At 69.5% G+C, this 18,227-nt stretch carries 13 protein-coding genes and 1 pseudogene; 6 read left to right on the top strand and 8 right to left on the bottom strand.

The window, feature by feature from the left end:
• Positions 1-543: 543 nt before the first annotated feature.
• Positions 544-882, top strand: a pseudogene (locus tag ACFY9S_RS24555) (hypothetical protein); the annotation flags it as partial.
• A gap of 259 nt (positions 883-1,141) precedes the next feature.
• Entirely contained in the window at positions 1,142-1,345 is a 204-nt protein-coding gene (locus tag ACFY9S_RS24550) for a hypothetical protein (protein WP_391131950.1), read from the top strand.
• A gap of 413 nt (positions 1,346-1,758) precedes the next feature.
• On the opposite strand, the gene ACFY9S_RS24545 is transcribed toward ACFY9S_RS24550, so the two are convergent.
• The 8 genes from ACFY9S_RS24545 to eccB all read right to left on the bottom strand — a co-directional run bounded on the left by ACFY9S_RS24545 (position 1,759) and on the right by eccB (position 9,579).
• Positions 1,759-2,061, bottom strand: a complete 303-nt coding sequence (locus ACFY9S_RS24545) for a WXG100 family type VII secretion target (RefSeq protein WP_062929397.1) — start codon at positions 2,059-2,061, stop codon at positions 1,759-1,761.
• An 88-nt stretch (positions 2,062-2,149) separates the two neighbouring features.
• Entirely contained in the window at positions 2,150-2,488 is a 339-nt protein-coding gene (locus ACFY9S_RS24540) for a WXG100 family type VII secretion target (protein WP_031138371.1), read from the bottom strand.
• A 101-nt stretch (positions 2,489-2,589) separates the two neighbouring features.
• Positions 2,590-3,756, bottom strand: a complete 1,167-nt coding sequence (locus ACFY9S_RS24535; RefSeq protein WP_391131947.1) for a S8 family serine peptidase — start codon at positions 3,754-3,756, stop codon at positions 2,590-2,592.
• Between the two features lie 125 nt (positions 3,757-3,881).
• On the bottom strand, positions 3,882-5,561 hold the full coding sequence (locus tag ACFY9S_RS24530; RefSeq protein ID WP_391131945.1) for a hypothetical protein: 1,680 nt from the start codon (positions 5,559-5,561) through the stop codon (positions 3,882-3,884).
• Entirely contained in the window at positions 5,561-6,007 is a 447-nt protein-coding gene (locus ACFY9S_RS24525; protein WP_180989702.1) for a hypothetical protein, read from the bottom strand. The genes ACFY9S_RS24530 and ACFY9S_RS24525 overlap by 1 nt, the downstream gene beginning before the upstream one ends.
• Positions 6,008-6,170: 163 nt before the next feature.
• Positions 6,171-6,782 (bottom strand): hypothetical protein, encoded by a 612-nt coding sequence (locus ACFY9S_RS24520; RefSeq protein WP_391131944.1) that lies wholly within the window; start codon positions 6,780-6,782, stop codon positions 6,171-6,173.
• Entirely contained in the window at positions 6,770-8,041 is a 1,272-nt protein-coding gene (gene mycP / locus ACFY9S_RS24515) for a type VII secretion-associated serine protease mycosin (protein WP_391131942.1), read from the bottom strand. The genes ACFY9S_RS24520 and mycP overlap by 13 nt, the downstream gene beginning before the upstream one ends.
• Before the next feature lie 11 nt (positions 8,042-8,052).
• Positions 8,053-9,579: a type VII secretion protein EccB gene (gene eccB, locus ACFY9S_RS24510; RefSeq protein ID WP_391131940.1), complete on the bottom strand. Its 1,527-nt coding sequence runs from the start codon at positions 9,577-9,579 to the stop codon at positions 8,053-8,055.
• Between the two features lie 198 nt (positions 9,580-9,777).
• On the opposite strand from eccB, the gene eccE reads away from it, so the two are divergent.
• From eccE to ACFY9S_RS24490, 4 genes are all read left to right on the top strand, one after another.
• A complete protein-coding gene (gene eccE / locus ACFY9S_RS24505; protein WP_391131938.1) occupies positions 9,778-11,094 on the top strand; it encodes a type VII secretion protein EccE in 1,317 nt (438 codons plus the stop codon).
• Complete coding sequence (locus ACFY9S_RS24500) at positions 11,091-11,879, top strand: hypothetical protein (RefSeq protein ID WP_391131936.1); 789 nt, start codon at positions 11,091-11,093, stop codon at positions 11,877-11,879. The genes eccE and ACFY9S_RS24500 overlap by 4 nt, the downstream gene beginning before the upstream one ends.
• Before the next feature lie 304 nt (positions 11,880-12,183).
• The gene (locus tag ACFY9S_RS24495) at positions 12,184-16,065 is read left to right on the top strand and encodes an SCO5717 family growth-regulating ATPase (protein ID WP_391131934.1); all 3,882 of its coding nucleotides are present in this window, start codon (positions 12,184-12,186) and stop codon (positions 16,063-16,065) included.
• 296 nt (positions 16,066-16,361) lie between these two features.
• Positions 16,362-18,215, top strand: a complete 1,854-nt coding sequence (locus ACFY9S_RS24490; RefSeq protein WP_391131932.1) for an ABC transporter substrate-binding protein — start codon at positions 16,362-16,364, stop codon at positions 18,213-18,215.
• Positions 18,216-18,227: the final 12 nt, after the last annotated feature.

Genomic DNA, 18,227 nt, shown 5'->3' with positions numbered 1-18,227 from the left:
TTCCACCACCCACACCGCGGAAGTCACCATCACGCCCCAGGCAGTCTTTGGAGCCCAAACCGCCTCCACCGCCGAGGCCCCCAGGGCCTCGGATCCCGTCCCGGCCGACCTATCCGCCTCCGCCGCCACCTCCGCCTTCCGTCGTCCCGGACCATCCGTTGCAACAACGTTCAAACACCGGCTTCAGTAGGGAGGAGCTCGGCACTCGGCCGCGCGGATCAATGGAGCTGACGGAATGATGACAACGCCTTCTCGCCTGCTCGATCCCGAGTTGCGTCCGCGCCGGGAAAGAGAACGGGGCGGCCTTAAGCCCGCCCCTCTACCCGCGTGACCGCACCACAAGCACACGCGAGCGAAAAGGTAGCGCCTGGGAGCGGCCCGACGGGCGTTATGCAGAATGAAGGGATTTGAGCTCAAATGCCGACGAGGAAGGCAGAGGTGGCTGGGGGCCTATCACGGAGTATTCCGGAACTGTACGGCCAGAACCGGCCGCCGCCACAAGGATCTACCATGCCGACATCGCCGGCCCGGGCAAGCTGAGCCACGGTGTATGTCGTCATCGACGACTACGACCTCGTGGCCACGTCCAGCGGCAACCTACTGGCGGGACTCACCGGAACTCCTGCCGTTCGCCCGGGATGTGGGGTGGGGTTCATCATCGCGCGGTCGACCGCGGGCGCCGGGCGGGCGTCTTACGAGGCGTTCATGCAGCGGGTGAAGGAACTCGGGGCGCAGGGTGTGGTGCTGGCCGGCGATCCGGGCGAGGGGGATCTACTCGGCGGGGTTCGGCCGCGGCCCATGCCTGCGGGGCGGGGGGTCTTTGTGTCTCGGCGGAGGGGGAGGCCGTTGGTGCAGACGGGTTTGGTGCAGCTGGACTACTGAGTCTATGGGCAGCGGGGATGGTCCCTGTCGCCCATAGGAGGTGGCCAAGTTGCTCGCCTGACGGGCGCACGTCAACCGACCACACGGGGGCAAGGAACCATGACGGAACCTGTCGCAGAGCAGTACGGCGACGGTCGCACAGCTGCACATGGCGTCGGCATGCGACTGAACCAGTACCCCGCTGATTCGGGCCCCTCAATGGGTTCCTGGGGCGGTCAGAAGGACCTGGCGTCAAGACAGAGACCGGATCGGATGAATAGTGTTCAATATCAACCCAGGGCCGCTGATCTTCTTCATTTTCGGTTGGCTTTTTGCGCTGAATACTATGGGGCTCGCGGATCGGGTATATCAGTTCGCTTCCCGCTTTGTGCCGATGATTGGGACCTCCCTGACCCTCCGGATCATGGGTGTTATCTGGATCTTCGTGGGCGGCACTCTCGTCACTCTGGATCTGCTGAGCTGAGTCAGATACCGAGGTTGAACTTTTGATGCCGCAGGCTCGTAGCATAGCTTGATCCCCTGGTATGCCATCGCTATGAGGTACGCGCTCGCGGGCTGCCTCCGAAGCGGCAACAAGCCCGCGAGCAGGTGCGCATGGAGGCCGCGAACCGGTTCGGGACGGGTGACCCGCCAGTCCCGATATCGACTGATCACGGAGCCTTCTTACCCGCGCCTCAACTTGCCAACCGAGGCGGCAGCTTAAGCAGTCGAACGTCAACCCGCATCACTGCTTCACACTTATCCTGAGCCGCGCGATGCTGCGCTGACGCCACAGTGAACCTCTCTCCTCTCACCAAGGAGAAGAGCGGCTGATTGATGTAATACAGGGTGGGCACCTCCCGTGCGTGCCCACCCTGGTTTTGCAGACTGTGCGCTCTACTGGAAGTAGCTGGCGCCCTTCAGGTCGCCGCCTCGGTAGTCACCGCCGGCGGTGCTGACTCGCTGTGAGATGTTGACCAGCGCCTGGTGGATGCCCCGTGCGTGTGTGTCCCACTGCTTGGACTTCTTCTGGAACTCCTCGTACGCTTCGCCGCCCCAGCCCGCGGACACGTTGAGCACGGCCTGCTTCAGGGCCTCGAGGTCCTCCTCGAGCTTCTTTGCCTGATTGCCGAGCTCGGTGGCGAGCGCATCCATGGTGCCGTACGTGACGGCAAGTTCGTCGTAGTGTGCTCCGGACATGTTTCCCTCGTTTCTGTGCAGATTTCAGCCGGACTGCGCAGCCCGGACCGCGGTGCGGCTCGCTGCCGCCGATGGCTCGTCAGTAGCCTCAGTAGCTGTTGAGCGCCGAAGTCTTTCCACCGAGATCGTCTACCGAAATCTGCTTGAGGTCGGCTTCGATCTGATTCTCGAGGTTGCGCTTGTCGGTCTTGTTCAGGTTGATGCCCTCGAGGAAGTCGTCGAGCATCTTGCCGATCGCGACCATGTGCTGGTTGATTTCCGTCTGCTTCGTGTTGAACGCCTGGGCGCCCTGTCCCCTCCAGGCCTTCTCGATCATGTCGATCGTGCCCTGCAGCTTCGCGAGCGATCCCCTGATGTTGTCGTATCGATCGACGACCTCGGTCTGAAGCCTCTGTACGTCGCCTTCATTTAGCTTGCGGTCGACCATTTCGGCATTCCCCTTCGTAAGAGCTGTGGTTCGATTCCGAGCGCGTCATCGCGCCGGAGAGGTCCTGTGTGACTGGTTGACCGGTTGACGTGCGTGAGTCGTCATGCCTTTCGCCGCGAGCGAATCACCGCGAAGGCGCTGCCCCCGATCAGCACGGCCGCCCCTGCGGCTCCTAGAGCGACCCACATCGTGGTGTTGTCGGACGACTCCGAGGTTGATCCTGCCGCCGAAGTCTGGCCGCCAGAAGTGTTCTTGGGGGCCTGTGACGAGGTTGATGCGGGAGCAGAGGGTGAGGCGGTGACGCCCGTGACGCCGGTTCCGTTCTCGAAGCTGAGGGGGTCGGTGGCGGCCGACCCCGGGTTGATGTCGCTGTTCTCCAGCACCTTGCGGGGGCGGACGGCACCGTAGCCGACGTAGTTGCTCCGCTCGCCCTTCGCCCAGGTGCGGCCAGCTGTATCGATCATGGTGCGCAGGACCTGGTTGGCCGTCCAGTCGGGGTGGGCGGACCAGATGAGGGCAGCTGAGGCGGAGGCGATGGCCGTTGCCATACTTGTTCCATCACCGCCGTCGCAATACGAGCGAAATGTCGCGTCGCACCAATAGGGAACGTTGAGACCTGGAGCCGCCAGATCGACATAGTTGCCGAACTCCGAGAAGCCGCCCACTTTCCCCTTGTCGTCTGTGGCAGCCACCCCCACTACGTAGGGATAGGCGGCTGGATAGTCAATATAGTTTTTGGATTCAGCGTCGTTTCCGGTAGCGGCGAACATCAGCTTTCCCTTGGAGTGGGCGTATTTGACGACCTTCTCCACATCCGGGTCGATGATGTCACTGCCGATGGACATGCTGATGATTTGAGCATCACTGTCAGCCGCAGCCTTGATCGCATCGGCGACAGCAGGTGTTTCCTTCTTGACGGTGCTACTCAAGCCTTTGGAGAGCACTCGATAGGGGATGATTCTCGCGCCGGGGGCCAAGCCCTGCAGCCCACCTCCGGCGCCGGTACCGGCAATCAACTCCGCCATGCTGGTGCCGTGGCCGTTGTAGTCTTCGGTGGCCTTGTACGAGACCCCGTTCGGCACCTCATCTGCGAGTACCTGGTCCTTCAGGGAAGGTGTATCCGGATTCACGCCGGTGTCCAGCACGGCAACTTTGACTCCTTTGCCTGTGCTGATCTTCCACATGTCTTCGGCGTGCATCGCGTTCAAGTACCACTGCTTCGGCTGAGCGTCTGCGGCGGCCGCGCTCGGAGCCAGCCCCGAAGACATGGCTGCGAAAGCACCGAGTGCCGCGCACGCGGTGGACACTCGTCTTCCGGCACGTCCCGCGAAGAACGCCGTCAATCCGCCACGTGGGCTGGTCCCTGTCATGCCTCTGTAGATCCTCGCTCTGATCAGTCAGTCACTGGTGGCGTGTTGCGTCGCGGGGTCTGCGGTTGAGACTCGCCCTCACGATCCCTGCGGTTCGTGTCTTGTCGGTTTCCCGGGCGGCCGTGCGGCGCGCCTGCACCGCCTCCGGTCGGTCCACCGCTTCTTCCTGCTGGGGCTTGCCCCTTGGGTGTACCGACGACGCCGTCGGCATTGCCCGCGGCTGGACGCGCAGTCTGGCCCGGACGCGCGCCAGGGGCGGACTTCGGCGCCCCGATCACTCCGCGCTGCCCGATTTGGCCGGCGGGCGCACTGGAGCCGGTGGTGCCGCCGGCGCCGACGACCGTACCGCGCGGGACCTTGGAACCGGTCGTCCCTTGAGGACCTGTGGCGGGTCTTCCTCCGACAATTCCATTACCGCGCGCCGCACCTGTGGAACTCGCACCGCCCGCGCGGTCGCTCGCCGGTCCTCCGACGGGGCGTGGCATTCCGCCGGAGACGCCTCGGCCCATGGGGGAAGCGCTACTACCTCGGGCACCTGACTGCCCCGTGGTGGTGGCCTGACCCATCGGGCCAGTCGTACCGCGACCGCCGACGGTGCCGCCGCTCGAAGCGCCTGTACGACCCTGAGCCGAGAGCGGCCCCCTGTTGCCGTTCGCTCCGCTGAAGCCCGAGGTGCGGCCGGCCATCCCGCTCTGGGCAGGAGGAACCGTGCCGGAGGGAAATGGAGAGGTGATCCCACCATTGCCGCTCGGACCCGTCACCGTATGTGGCGCATTGGCTAGCGGCCTTGTGGTTTCTTGGGACGGCAGGGTGCCCACGCTGTCGATCTTCGTGCCGATGTTCGCATCCGAGAAAACGGTCGGGGCGTCCACTTGCCTGAGCGGCGGCGTAGGGTCTCCGGATCGCGCGTGCCCAGTCGCCGTACTCGAGGAGTCATGTGCGGCCACCAGGGACTGGTGTGCGGCCCCTAGCCCCCCACTGCCTTGCCCTCCCTCGATTCTGAGATCCCCATAGGTCGGATCCGGCTTAGGCACCCCCACATCCGGCATAGGCTCGAACGTCGGCGGCTCCTGCGCTGCCATGATCTCTTCCGACACCGCGTAGAAGGACGCCAGCCGGTTCATCTGGTTGATCGCCTCTTGGCGGTCCTTCTCGGCTTTGACCGCAGCCGCGTACTCCGCGTTGCTCTCGATCTGCTTGGGCGTCGGAATGTCGGCGACCGCCTTGGGGTCCTCTCGGGTGTCGCGCGGTGGCATGGCGCTGCGGACGGAGGCGAGGCCCGTGGCCGCTGCCGTGACCTGGGTGCCGGCGGCGTCGGCGAAGGCGGCGAGTTTACGGGCGTGGATCACGAGATTGGCGCCCCACTTGCGGAAGGCCTCACCCGACTCGCCTTCCCAGTCGACCCGGGTGATGTGGCCTTCGAGTTCCTCGGCGGCGTCTTCGATGGCGGTCTGGGCGTTCAGCAGGGCAGTGCCCGCAAGCTCCAGGTCCTCCGGCTTCGCGGACTCGACCATGTCGATCATGGCGTTCAGGTCGTGGCCCTCGAAGTTCGTCTTGCCGAAGACACGGGGGACGTTCCAGCCGAAGGGGAGGAACTGGGCGATCCCAGTCGCACCATTCACCATGTCGATGGCGCTGACCTGCGCCGCGGCCTGCTCCTTCTCCGCCTGGTGCGATTCCTGGGGCTTCTGCTTGTCGCTCACTAGTAGGTGACCGTCCGCTCGTCGGTGTCCTTCGGCGCGGACGCGCCCTGCTTCGCAGCCTCCGCCGCTTCCCTCTCCTGCTTCGCTTCAAGCTGCTGACGGCCGATGTCCGCCGTGATCGCCCAAAACCGCCGCCGCTCCTCCTCGTCGATGTTGCTGAAGTTTCCGCCCGCGCCCATGACGGCGATCTGCATCGCCTCGATCTGAAGGCCCAGGTTCTTGGAGAGTGCGGTGAGACGTTCGTGGACGCGCTCGTACTGGCTGTGGAGGCCCTTGGCCTCGGCGAAGCCGCCCGAGCCGCTGAAGGAGGCCTGGGAGAGGGCGTGCGCCGCGATCTTCTGAGGACTGCCGGGTGAGCCCTCGAACGTGGAGAGCACGGCATCGACACGCTTCTTGAAGGTTCCCAGCGCCTCCAAGCCGACTTTGAAACCCTCCGCAGGCAGCATGCCGTCCCTCCCCGTTCCCCGTTTGTAAGTCATTGAGTGGTGCGCAGGTGATGACCCGATCGGCACACTCGATCAACCACTGTAGTCAACGTGTGAGACGCAACCAACTGAACTTCGTGGTATGCGAGTTACGGGATGGACGGAAACGGGCCGCCCCACGGAGTCAGCACCCGCCCTCAGCCGTCGTCACCGCGAAGTCGTACGCAGGGACCGTCACCGTCCCCTGACCTCCGCCGATTCCCGGCGGCTCATAGTCCCCGTCCTTCGACCGGGTGCGGGTGACCTGCATGCAGAAGGCCGAGTCGCCGCCGGTGACCGTGTAACGCGCCTCGGAGGCCGAGTTCGAGTCGGCGGGCGTCGCTGTCACGCCGTACTGCGGGGCGTCGCCGCCACCGTGCTCGACGACCTCCTGCTCGATTCTTGTCGCGTATTCGTCGATCCAGCCGGTGTCCTTGTCTTCGGCGTAGATGTCGCCGAAGCCGGAACTGCCGTCCAAGGCGTCCGTGGCGCCCTGCACGGCAGTCGTCAACTCGGCGTCGTCCCACGCCGTGTCATCGGAGACATTGAAGCCCTGCACACATAGGTAGATGCCGACGCCGGCCAGGGCGACGAACACGACGCGGGCGGCTACGAAGGCGGCGTCGGACAGGTCTTCGGCCGACGGGTTGATGCCGGCGCGCCAGGCCCGGACGCGGTCCGCCTTGACGCAGGCCATGGCCAGCAGCAAGGCGGACAGGATGAGGCCGAGGACGTTCAGTTCGGTCAGCGCGTCCATGATCCGCCCTCCCCCCGTCGCCTATGCCTGCGCCGCGCGTCCCGGAGCGCCACCGCCGTGCCGCCCATCCCCGCGACGAGGACCACCGCGCCCACGGCCACGTAGGTGGCGAGGCGGGCGTTGCGTTCCTCGGCGGTTTCGCCGATCTGGAACTTGGCCGGGGTGGGGGCTTCCGGTTTGCCCAGGCCTGCCTGGGGGTTGGGGGACTCTATGGGGTGTTCGTCCTGCGTCAGGGCCCGTACGGGGTCGACCACACCCCAGCCGACGAGGCGGTCGTGGCCGGCGGTGGTGCGCTCCGCGGTCTGTTCGATCTGGGCGACGATCTGCCGGGCCGTCCAGTCGCGGTGTTTCGCCTTGATCAGCGCCGCGAGGCCGGCGACGTACGGTGCCGAGAAGCTCGTGCCGTTGTCGGAGCAGTGGCCGCCCTTGGGGACGGTGGAGATCATGTCGACACCGGGGGCCGCGACGCCGACGAACTCTCCGGACTGGGAGAAGGAGGCGCGCTCGTTGTTGCGGTCCGAGGCGGCGACCGCGAGGACACCCTCGTAGGAGGCCGGGTAGGTCTCCTTGACGTTGCCGCCGAGGCCGTCGTTGCCCGCCGAGGCCACGATCACGATCCCCTTGTTCAGGGCCTGGTCGATCGCCAGCTTCAGCTCCGACGTCGACGTCATCGGTCTCGTGGTGTCCTGGGAGATGTTGATGACGTCGGCCCCGGCCTGGACGGCGTAGCGGATCGCGTCGGTCAGGGTGCCGACGTCGCCGTTGCCCTCCGCGTCGTTCTGCTGGATGGGGATGATCGTCGCATCGGGGGCCAGGCCCACGAAGCCGGTGCCCTTGGCGGGCCGGGCCGCGATGATGCCGGCGACCTTGGTGCCGTGGCCGACCGTGTCCGTGGTGCCGTTCTCCTTGCCCCGCTCGATCGGGTTGCCGTCGTCGTCCTTGAGGTTCTCGGGCAGGAGATTGCGGCCGCTCTTCACGTCGACGGCGTCGGTGAGTTGGGGGTTCGTCACGTCGACGCCGGTGTCGATCACCGCCACCCGCATGCCCTTGCCCGTGGACTGGCTCCACAGCTCGTCCAGGAGGACGCGCTGCAGGGACCAGGGGCGGCCCGGGTACTTGCCGTTGGGGAACGCGCACTGGTCCGAGTACGGGAGGTCGGCCGCCGCCGCGGGGGGCGCGAGGGCGACGGGGGCGGCCGTGAGCACGGTCGCGGCCACCACTGTGGTCGCCGTCCGGAGGAGGGAGGGCACGTGAGGCATGTCCGGCCCCCTCAGGAACCCTGCGGCTGGCGTGCCGCCGTCGTCGACAGGCGCGGGCCGGTGGGCAGGAACTCCGACCAGGCGGCGGGGATCGGCGCGGGGTCCACGTCCTTGTAGCCGAGGCGGGTCTGGGCCTGTTGGGCCTCCTGCTGTGCCTGCTCGCGGTCCTTGGCCGTCGTGCCGATCCCGGCGTCGTCCGCGCCGCTGTCGGCGTTGGACTGCAGGACGTAGCGCAGGCCCGTGTCGGTGACGAGGAAGACGGGGCCGGCCTTGGTCTCCCTGCCCTGGAACTGGCGGTAGAGCTGGCCGGAGCCGGGCGTGACGTAGGCGCTGGAGGAGCCGGTGGGGAGCTTGGCCGGGAAGTCCGTGCCGGCCCAGGTGCTCAGGGTCGTGGCGCCCGAGCCGGCGTCGACGCCGCGCAGGACGTTGCACACGGTGCCGCGGCTTCCCGCGGTGCCGGAGGCGTCGTTGACGGGCTGGGGGTCTTCGGTGGGCCAGCGGTGCTCGGTGCCGAACGGCTTGCCGGGGACGATCGCACCGGGGCTCATGTCCTTGGCCGAACCGGCCTGGCCGAGGGAGGCCAGGTCCTCGCTGAACAGCAGGAGTTGGGCGACGAAGGCCGAGACGGGGGCGACCCGGCCGGGCAGCACCACGTAGTACTGGTCGCTGTTGAGGTCGGACGCCTTGAGGACCATGCCGACCTTGTTGGTCTTGTCGTCCAGTTGGCCTGGGGCGCCGGCCGCGGCACCGATCTGGTCGGGGATCTTCGGGAAGGAGATCGGGTCGCCGGTGTGCAGGGTCTGCAGCCACTCGTCGGAGACCTTCTGCGGCTTGCGTCCGGAGCCGACGACGGCGCGCAGCAGCAGTTCGTTGCTCTTGTCGACGGGGTAGGAGCGTCCGCTCGCGTCCACCACGTGGTGCTTCCCGTCCGGGGCCACGACGTAGAGCAGTTGCCCGCCCGTCAGTTTCTCGCCCTTGCCCTCGGTCGCCTTCAAGTCGCGGGAGGCGAGGACCAGGGCGGCCTTCTGGATGGAGTCGCCGCCCGCGCTGCGGCGTTCGCAGACCGCCCAGCGCTTCTCGCCGCCCGCCTCGGACGCCGAGGGGAGGCGGTCGGGCGCGTAGGGGATGCCGATGGTGGCCCCGTGGGGGATCTTGCCGTTGTCGAGGACGGACTCGGCGACGGTCACCACATCGCCCTGGCCCTCGTTGAGGAGCAGCTTCGCGGAGGCCATGTTGAGGACCGGGTGCAGCTGGACCTGTTTGCCGGTCTTCAGGACGACGTAGCGCGTGGTCGAGTCGCTGGCGACGATCACCTTGGCGTTGGGCTCGTCCCAGCCCTTGGGCGCGGTGGGCTTGAACATGCCCCAGGCTCCGAAGACGGCCATGACGACCACACCCACGATGGCGCCGGGGACGACCGCGCGCAGTGGACGCGGCGCCCCCTCCTCCGAACCGTCGGGCGACGACTGCAGGAAGGCCGCGAGCATGCGGCGCTTCGCGAAGGTGTAGGCATTGAGCTGGTCGCGCCGAGATGCCATCTCTGCTTGTCTCTCCCCGTGTTCAGATGTGCCGCGCTCGCCTGGTGTGCCATGGCCGACCGCCCCGGTGTCAGAGCGGCCCCCTACTATGCCTGGTATCCGCGGGGACTTGTGGAGCGGGTAGGGTGCCCGGGCCTTCAGGGCACGGTGCGGTGCTGAAACGCCAGTGAGTTGTCAGCAGAACGGGGGGATGGAGTCATGGTTTCCGGAACGCGCGCCCGGTCCCGTGACCGATCGCGGACGCGGGGTGCTGCGGCGTCCGGGCAGGGACCGGCGCAGCGGTCGGCCTCGCCGGGCGCGCTCCACTCCAGGGTGCGTTCGGGTCAGCTCGGGGCATTCCGGTTGCAACGTCTTGTCCTGTTCGAGGTGGCGGCGGCCATCCTGCTCGTCGGGTGGGTGATCGATCCCGTGGCCGTGGTGCCTGCGGCTGTCCTCGCCGGCTGTCTGGTGCTGCTCTCCTTCCTCCGCCGCCGCGGGCGTTCCCTGCCCGAGTGGCTGGCCACGGCTCGGGCGTTGCGTGCGCGACAGCGGCGGGCCGCGAGTACGCCGATACCGGAGGGCACGGAGCCGGGGCTGGCGCCGGCCGTGGAGTGCGACCCGAGTCTGCGGACGTACACGTACGCCGGCCGCGACCGCCGGCCCGTCGGAATCGTCGGGGACGGTACGTTCGTCACCGCGGTCCTGCATGTCGAGGCCGACGCCACGGCGCTGCGGGCCGAGCGGAACAAGCAGCCCTTGCCGCTCTCTCTGGTGCACGACGCGTTGGAGGTGGACGGTATCCGGCTGGAGTCGGCGCAGGTCGTGCTCCACACCCAGCCCGCGCCCGCGATCCATCTGCCCCGGCAGTCCGTGGCCGTCGCCAACTACGCGCCCCTGCAGGAGCAGACGGGTGCGCCGGCCGTGCGCATCACGTGGATCGCGTTGAAGCTCGATCCGGAGCTGTGCGCGGAAGCGGTGGCCGCGCGCGGGGGCGGCCTGGTCGGAGCGCAGAAGTGCGTCGTGCGTGCCGCCGATCATCTCGCGAGCCGGCTCACCGGATCCGGATTCCGGGCGACCCTCCTCGACGAGGAGCAGCTGATCTCCGCCATCGCCACGTCGGCCTGCGCCAACCCGTTGGTGACCGCGGAGGCCGGGCGGACGGAAACGCGGGAGCGGCGGACCGAGGAGTCGGGTCGGAACTGGCGCTGCGACAACCGCAGACACACCACGTACTGGATCCGTCGGTGGCCCGCCCTGGGTGGGGAGAGAGCACCGTCGCTGCCGCAGCTCGTCGCCCTGGTCACGGCCGTTCCCACCCTCGCCACCACCTTCAGCCTCACGCTCAGGCGGGGGGAGCGGAAGGAGGTGTCCGTCTGCGGGCACCTGCGGGTGACCGGGCGCAGCGACGACGAACTCGTCGCCGCCCGGAGCGCGGTGCAGGCGGCGGCCCGGCACACGGGCATGGGGCTCTCCCGGCTCGACCGGGAGCAGGTACCCGGCATGCTCGCCACTCTGCCCCTCGGAGGTGTCCGGTGACGGCGACGACCCCGCGCGCAGGACAAGCGACTGCCACCGGACGGGGTGAGCCGCAGGCCTCCGCCCCCGAGCGGGCGCGTGAACTGCTGCGCCGCGGCTTCGGGTTGATCGGCCCGAGACACCCGCGGCACTCCGTGACCGTCGACCAGTTGGACACCCTCGCCCTTCCCGTGGCCGACGACGGCGTCGTCATCGGCGTGGACGCGGAGAACCGGCCCGCCGTACTCGGGCTCAATCGGCCGCTGCCGTACGACGTCGTACTCATCGGCGGGCTGTGGACCGTGCAGGTCATCGCGCTCAGGGCGGCGGCGACGGGGACGCGGGTCGCCGTGGAGACGGCGCGGGCGCAGGTCTGGATGCCGATGGTGCACGCCATGGGGGGCGGTCAGAACGGGATGGCCGTGTACGACGTCGGGCGGGTGCCGCCGCTGGGCGCCTCGGCCGGTACGCCGGTGCTGGTGGTGCGGGACTGCGGGATGCGGCCACCTCGCGGTCGCGTGGTCTCCGGGCCCTGGCAGTCGGTGCTGACCCTGTTGCCGTACGTCAGCCCGGTCGCTCCGCGGCTCGTGCGGCAGGCGCGGCTGGTCGGGATTCAGAGGGTGTCGCCCGACGAGGCCGCGGAACTGGGCCGCACGATGGCGCTCACCCGGGCCGAGATGGACTCCCTGCCGGGGCTCTCCGACGGCCTCACCCTGTGGTGTACCGACCGCGATCGGCAGTACGTGATGACACAGCCCACGGACGCGGAGACGGGGTTGTTGGGTACGCCACGTCGGATGGACTGACAGGCCTGGCAGCGAAACCGTTCGCAGCACCCGGTTTGTCAACTGTTGCGCCAGCAATTACGTCGCATTTGCCTGGTATTTGAGGTCCGGCGTTGCTGTGGAGGGGCAGACGGGGCCTGCCGGGCCGGGGCGTGTGGTGATTAGGCTGGGACAGGGCTCGACGTCAGACCCCGTGGAGGGGGCGTCGGCGTCCCAAGGGGCAAGCGGGGGAGCCTGTGGAGCGGACGGACCTCGGACGACCTCGATACGCCTCAAACGACTTCACACGACGTCGGACGACAAGCAAGGGTCGCCCCAGCACGGCATGAGGGTGCTCGACCACACCAGGAGGAACACTGTGAGCAGCGATCGGGACGGGAACCGCGGGGGCTGGGCGACACCCGGCGATGACCAGCCCGACGCGGAGTCCGCAGCAGAGATGACGGGCGAGTTCACCATCGACTACGCGCCGCCCGCCTGGTACACGCAGAACGCCTCGGGCAACGCGAGTTCCGGGCAGGGGGCGGGGGCGTCCGAGCATTCCGGTGCTTCGGGGGCGCCCGGGGGTTCCGGGCCGGGGGCTTCCGGCGCGCCCGGGGGTCCCGGGGTCGACGGGGCTTCCGGTGCCCGCGGGAGTTCCGGAGCCGCGGGGGCCGGGACGCCTGGAGTTTCCGGGATGCCGAGGGGGCCCGTGCCGCCGCTCCCCGGACTGACTCCGCCGCCCCATGCCAACCCTTCCGGTGGACCTTCGTCCCTTCCGCCGTCCGTGCCGGGGCAGGCCTCCGCACCGGCTCCGGCGCCCGGGGCGCCCTTCACCCCGCCCGCGCCGGCGCCCGCTCCGGGCGCTCCGTTCACACCTCCCGCGCCCGCGACGGGGACGCCCTTCACGCCGCCGGCGCCGCCCGCGCCTTCATCGGGGGGACCCTCGGCCGTGCCCAGGCTTCCGATGGGGAGCGGATTCGAACCGCAGGGCTCGCAACCGCAGGGCTCACAGCCGCAGGGCTCACAGCCGCAGGGCTCGCAGCCGGAGAGTTCGCAGCCGCAGGGCCGGCCGCAGGGGCAGACCGAGGCGCCCGCGGGTGGCGCGGCCTCTCCCACGGCTGTGCCGAACATCCCCGTCGGTGGCTTTCAGTCGCCGTGGACGCCGCCGGCTCCGCCGGAGGCACCGGCCGTTCCCGAGGCTGCGGCGACTCCGCCTGCCGCTCCGGAGACTCCGGCCACCCCCGGGACTCCGACCACTTCCGAGGCTCCGGCCGGCCCCGGAACTCCGCCCACCTCCGAGGCTCCGGCCGCCGCGGCCTCCGGTGATGCCGCGGAGCCGGAGAACGGCGATCTGGAGAGCGGTGCCACCATGCGCTTCTCCGCCGTCGCCCTGAAGCGGGAGATCGAGGAGCATGCCGCTGCTCAGGCGGTTTCCGCGCCCGATGCACCCGACGTCACCGATGCGGAGGACGCCGACGGGGCCGGCAGCAGGACCCGTGCCGATGACGTGGAGGACGAAGGCCCCGGTGCGCAGGCCGACGACTCCGCCGCGGTTTCGGAGTACGCGCTGGACGCGGATTCCTTCACCGACGTGCCGCCCATCGAGGAGCCTGAGCCGCAGGACACCCGGCCGCAGGCCGAGGACGCGGCCCCCGAGGCCCTTGAGCCGCAGGTCGCAGCACCCGAGGGAACCGAGACCCCGGACGCCGGGCCGGGGGACGCCGAGGCCGAGGACGCCGAGGGCGACGACGCGGAGACCGAGCAGGCACAGCCCGACGACGCGCAGCGGGACTCCGACGAGCCTGACGACGCGGCGCCGGCCGGGGCCGAGCAGGAGCGCGAGGACTCGGTGGCGCCTGCCGCCGAGCCGGCCGACGTGCCTCCCGCCGACGCCGCTCCCGCGCAGAACGAGCCGGAGGACGCCGCACCGGCCGTAGCGGCCTCGTCCGATGCCCGGCAGAGCACTCCGTCCGACTCCGCTCCCCCGCCCCCGCAAGGCGTGCCACCGCTGCCGCCGTCGTACCAGCCGGCCGCTCCGGCCCCGGCGGGCGAGTGGCCCGTGCCGCCGCCGCAGCAGCCCCAGGCCCGGCCCTCGGGCGCAGACGCGCCCGCTCAGCCGCAGCCGACGGCCGCCCAGGGACAGCCTCCGGTGCCGCCGCAGCCCTACGTCCCGGCACAGCAGCCGCCGTTCCAGCCGCAGGCGCCGCAGCCCGCGCCCGCCGCATGGAACCAGCAGCCCGGACCGACGCCGCCCGCCCAGCCCGTACCGCAGGCCGGGGCTTACGGCTTCCCGCACCCGGGGGCCCAGGCCCCGGCGGCGCCGAACGCCCAGGGCGGCTACGGCTTCCCACAACAGGGCGCCCCCGCCCCGGCCGCACAACAGCCCTCGGCCCAGCACCCCGCCCCTCCGCCCGCCCCCGCCCCGACCCCGCAGGACGGCTACGGCTTCCCACAGCCGGGCGCCCCCGCCCCGGCCGCGCCCAACCCCCAGGGCGGTTACGGCTTCCCGCACCCCGGCGCCCCCAACGCCCAGGGCGGTTACGGCTTCCCGCAGCCGCCGGCCCAGCAGCCACAGCCCCAGACACAGCCCGGCGTACCCCCGCACGCCCAGCCACAGCCCGGGGCTCAGCCGCCGCACGCCGGGCAGCCCGACCCGTCGGGGCAGCCGCACGCCGGGCAGCCGCAGCCGCAGCAGCCGGTGGACCCCCGTTCCGGTGCCGCCTGGCCGCAGCCCATGCAGCACGACCAGCGGCAGCCGACCAACCCCGGTGCGGCACCGCTCGGTTACACCGCCGCCGTTGAGCTGTCGTCCGACCGGCTGCTCAACAGCAAGAAGCAGAAGGCGAAGAGCAGCCGTCCGGCGGCCGGTGGCGGCCGGTTCAAGATCGGTGGCAAGAAGGAGGAGGCCGAGCGGCAGCGGAAGCTGGACCTGATCCGTACGCCCGTGCTGTCCTGCTACCGGATCGCGGTCATCAGTCTCAAGGGCGGTGTCGGCAAGACGACCACGACCACCGCGCTGGGCTCCACGCTCGCCACCGAGCGGCAGGACAAGATCCTCGCGATCGACGCCAACCCGGACGCCGGCACCCTCGGGCGCCGAGTTCGGCGGGAGACCGGGGCCACCATCCGCGACCTCGTCCAGGCGATCCCGTACCTCAACTCGTACATGGACATCCGGCGGTTCACGTCCCAGGCGCCCTCCGGTCTGGAGATCATCGCCAACGACGTCGACCCGGCCGTGTCCACGACCTTCAACGACGAGGACTACCGGCGCGCGATCGACGTGCTGGGCAAGCAGTACCCGGTGATCCTCACCGACTCGGGTACCGGTCTGCTGTACAGCGCCATGCGCGGTGTGCTGGACCTCGCCGACCAGCTCATCATCATCTCGACGCCGTCGGTCGACGGGGCGAGCAGTGCGAGCACGACGCTGGACTGGCTGTCCGCGCACGGGTACGCCGACCTCGTCTCGCGGTCCATCACCGTCATCTCCGGGGTCCGCGAGACCGGCAAGATGATCAAGGTCGAGGACATCGTGTCGCACTTCGAGACGCGCTGCCGGGGCGTCGTCGTCGTGCCGTTCGACGAGCATCTCGCCGCCGGTGCCGAGGTCGACCTCGACATGATGCGGCCGAAGGTGCGCGAGGCGTACTTCAACCTCGCGGCGATGGTCGCCGAGGACCTCACCCGCCACCAGCAGGCACACGGCCTGTGGACCTCCGACGGCAACCCGCCGCCGGTCGCGGCCCCGCCGATGCCCGGACAGGCCATGCCCGGACAGGCCATCCCGGGACAGCCCGTGCCCGGTCAGCCCTACGCCCAGCCGGGGCAGCCCCCGTACCCCGGGCAGCAGCAGCCGGCTCCCGGTCAGCCTGGCCCGTACCCGCAGCAGCCACAGCCACAGCCACAGCAGCCGTACGCCCACCCCGGACAGCCGCATCCGCAGCCCGGCCAGCCGTACGCCCACCCCGGACAGCCGTACGCCCAGCCTGGGCAGCCGTACCCACAGGCCGCGGGACAGCCGTACCCACAGGCCGCGGAGCAGCCGCCCTACCCGCAGCCCGGGCAGCCCGGGCAGCCGGGGCAGGAACCGGGCCAACCGGCAGCCCACCCCGGCCAGCCCTACCCCCAGCCGGGCCAGCCCCCGGCCGCTCCCCCGCAGCCCGGCTACGGCTACCCCCAGCCCGACGGACAGACCCCACCGCCCCCGCCTCCGACGCAGTAACCGCCTCACCCGATCGGCCCCTTTTCGAGGGGCCGATCCCCGCCCGGCCCGCGCCGTTCGACTCGGCGCGGGCCTCGGCGCGTTCAGGGGCGAAATCCGTTGCCAGGCCCTGGCCAGGAGCGCGTCAGTGGTCTCGACCAATGAGTGCGAAATGCTCGCCAATTCGTTATTTCCGCAGGCCACAAGGGGTGAACACGCCGTTGACGGGTGGAGACGGCCGCTGGTACACACACATCACGCATCTGACAGCTGATCAACCCGTCCTTCCCGTCCGAGCGATGACGCGAGGTCCGACCATGGGCACGAACGATCAGAAGCGCAGCCTCCCGCACGGCCTCCGGCTCGTCGCCCTGGCCGGGGCCGCCGCGCTCACCCTCACAGCCGGTCTCGCGACCCCGCTCGATCCGGCGCCCCGGCAGGCCCGGGCGGCCGACGACGGCAAGAAGGTGCTGACCGTCGCCGTGGCGCAGAGCGTGGACTCGCTCAGCCCGTTCCTGGCGGTTCGGCTGCTCAGTACGAGCATCCACCGGCTCATGTACGAGTACCTGACCAACTACGACCCCAAGGACAACCACGCCATCGCGGGCCTGGCCACCAAGTGGGAGCCGTCGCCGGACAAGCTGACCTGGACGTACACGATCCGCTCCAACTCGAAGTGGTCGGACGGCGAGCAGGCCACCGCCGAGGACGCGGCGTGGACCTTCAACAAGATGATGACCGACACCGGCGCGGCCACGGCGAACGGCAGCTACGTCGGGAACTTCCGGAAGGTGACGGCCCCGAGCCCCACCGAACTGGTCATCGAGCTGAAGAAGCCGCAGGCCACGATGGCCGCGCTGGACGTGCCGATCGTGCCGAAGCACGTGTGGGAGAAGGTCTCGGACTTCTCCGAGTTCAACAACGACAAGAACTTCCCCGTCGTGGGGAACGGGCCGTTCGTGCTGAGCGGCTACAAGGCCGACAGCTACGTCCGGCTCAAGGCCAACAAGAGTTTCTGGCGCGGCTCGCCGAAGTTCGACGAGCTGGTCTTCCGCTACTACAAGGACCAGGACGCGGCCGTGTCGGCGCTGCGCAAGGGCGAGGTGTCCTTCGTCGCCGGGTCCCCGTCCCTGACGCCCGCTCAGGCGGAGTCCCTGAAGGGCGCGGAGGACATCCAGGTCAACGACGCCCCCGGCCGCCGCTTCTACGCCCTCGCCACCAACCCGGGCGCGAAGGCGAAGAACGGCAAGAAGTTCGGTGACGGCCATCCCTCCCTGCTGGACCAGCGGGTGCGCAACGCCCTGTTCCGGGCCGTGGACCGCGAGGCCATCATCGACAAGGTGTTCCGGGGCCACGCCGTCGAGGGCGAGGGCTACATCCCGCCGCGCTTCCAGGACTACTTCTGGAAGCCGTCCGCGAGCCAGAAGCTGGCGTACGACCCGGCCGAGGCGGCCCGGCTGCTCGATCAGGCGGGCTACAAGAAGAACGGCGACGGCAAACGCGTCGGCAAGGACGGCAAGCCCATCACCTACCGCGTGCTGTGCCACGCCACCGACCCGAACGACAAGGCGGTCGGCAAGTACCTCCAGGAGTGGTGGGGCGAGCTCGGCATCGGCGTCCGGCTCAACTGCCTGGACAACGTGACCGACCCGTGGCTGGCCGGCAAGTACGATCTGGCGTTCGACGGCTGGTCGGTCAACCCCGACCCGGACTTCGTGCTGTCCATCCACACCTGCGGTGCCCTCCCGGCGACCCCCGAGGAGACGGGAGCGACGGACAACTTCATCTGCGACAAGAGGTACGACGAGCTCTACGCCCGGCAGCTCACCGAGTACGACCCCGCCAAACGGGCGGACATCGTCAAGCAGATGGAGTCGCGGCTGTACGACCTCGGGTACATGAACGTCATGGCGTATCCGAACGCGGTCGAGGCCTTCCGGACGGACCAGATCAAGTCGATCACGACCATGCCGGCGAAGGCGGGCAACATCTACGGCCAGGACGGCTACTGGAGCTGGTGGTCGGCGGTCCCGGCCGACTCCGGCGGATCATCGGACAACGCGTCGTCGACGGGCGTGGTGGTCGGGGTCGTCGCGGGTGTCCTGGTCCTGGCCGGGCTGGGCGCCTTCGCGGCGATGCGGCGGCGGGCCACCGCCGAGGAACGCGAGTGAAGCGGCGAGCGG

Origin of the sequence: Streptomyces sp. NPDC012474, from assembly GCF_042955185.1 — a bacterium.
GTDB lineage: Bacteria > Actinomycetota > Actinomycetes > Streptomycetales > Streptomycetaceae > Streptomyces > Streptomyces cahuitamycinicus.
The sequence above is the reverse complement of the archived record's forward strand: the minus strand, read 5'-3'. Positions and strand labels throughout refer to the sequence as shown.

Coding starts and splice junctions, on each gene's coding strand:
- eccB (WP_391131940.1), bottom strand. CDS start 9,579: ATGGCATCTCGGCGCGACCAGCTCAATGCCTACACCTTCGCGAAGCGC.
- ACFY9S_RS24495 (WP_391131934.1), top strand. CDS start 12,184: ATGAGGGTGCTCGACCACACCAGGAGGAACACTGTGAGCAGCGATCGG.
- ACFY9S_RS24520 (WP_391131944.1), bottom strand. CDS start 6,782: ATGGACGCGCTGACCGAACTGAACGTCCTCGGCCTCATCCTGTCCGCC.
- ACFY9S_RS24545 (WP_062929397.1), bottom strand. CDS start 2,061: ATGTCCGGAGCACACTACGACGAACTTGCCGTCACGTACGGCACCATG.
- mycP (WP_391131942.1), bottom strand. CDS start 8,041: ATGCCTCACGTGCCCTCCCTCCTCCGGACGGCGACCACAGTGGTGGCC.
- ACFY9S_RS24490 (WP_391131932.1), top strand. CDS start 16,362: ATGGGCACGAACGATCAGAAGCGCAGCCTCCCGCACGGCCTCCGGCTC.
- ACFY9S_RS24525 (WP_180989702.1), bottom strand. CDS start 6,007: ATGCTGCCTGCGGAGGGTTTCAAAGTCGGCTTGGAGGCGCTGGGAACC.
- eccE (WP_391131938.1), top strand. CDS start 9,778: ATGGTTTCCGGAACGCGCGCCCGGTCCCGTGACCGATCGCGGACGCGG.
- ACFY9S_RS24535 (WP_391131947.1), bottom strand. CDS start 3,756: ATGTCTTCGGGGCTGGCTCCGAGCGCGGCCGCCGCAGACGCTCAGCCG.
- ACFY9S_RS24540 (WP_031138371.1), bottom strand. CDS start 2,488: ATGGTCGACCGCAAGCTAAATGAAGGCGACGTACAGAGGCTTCAGACC.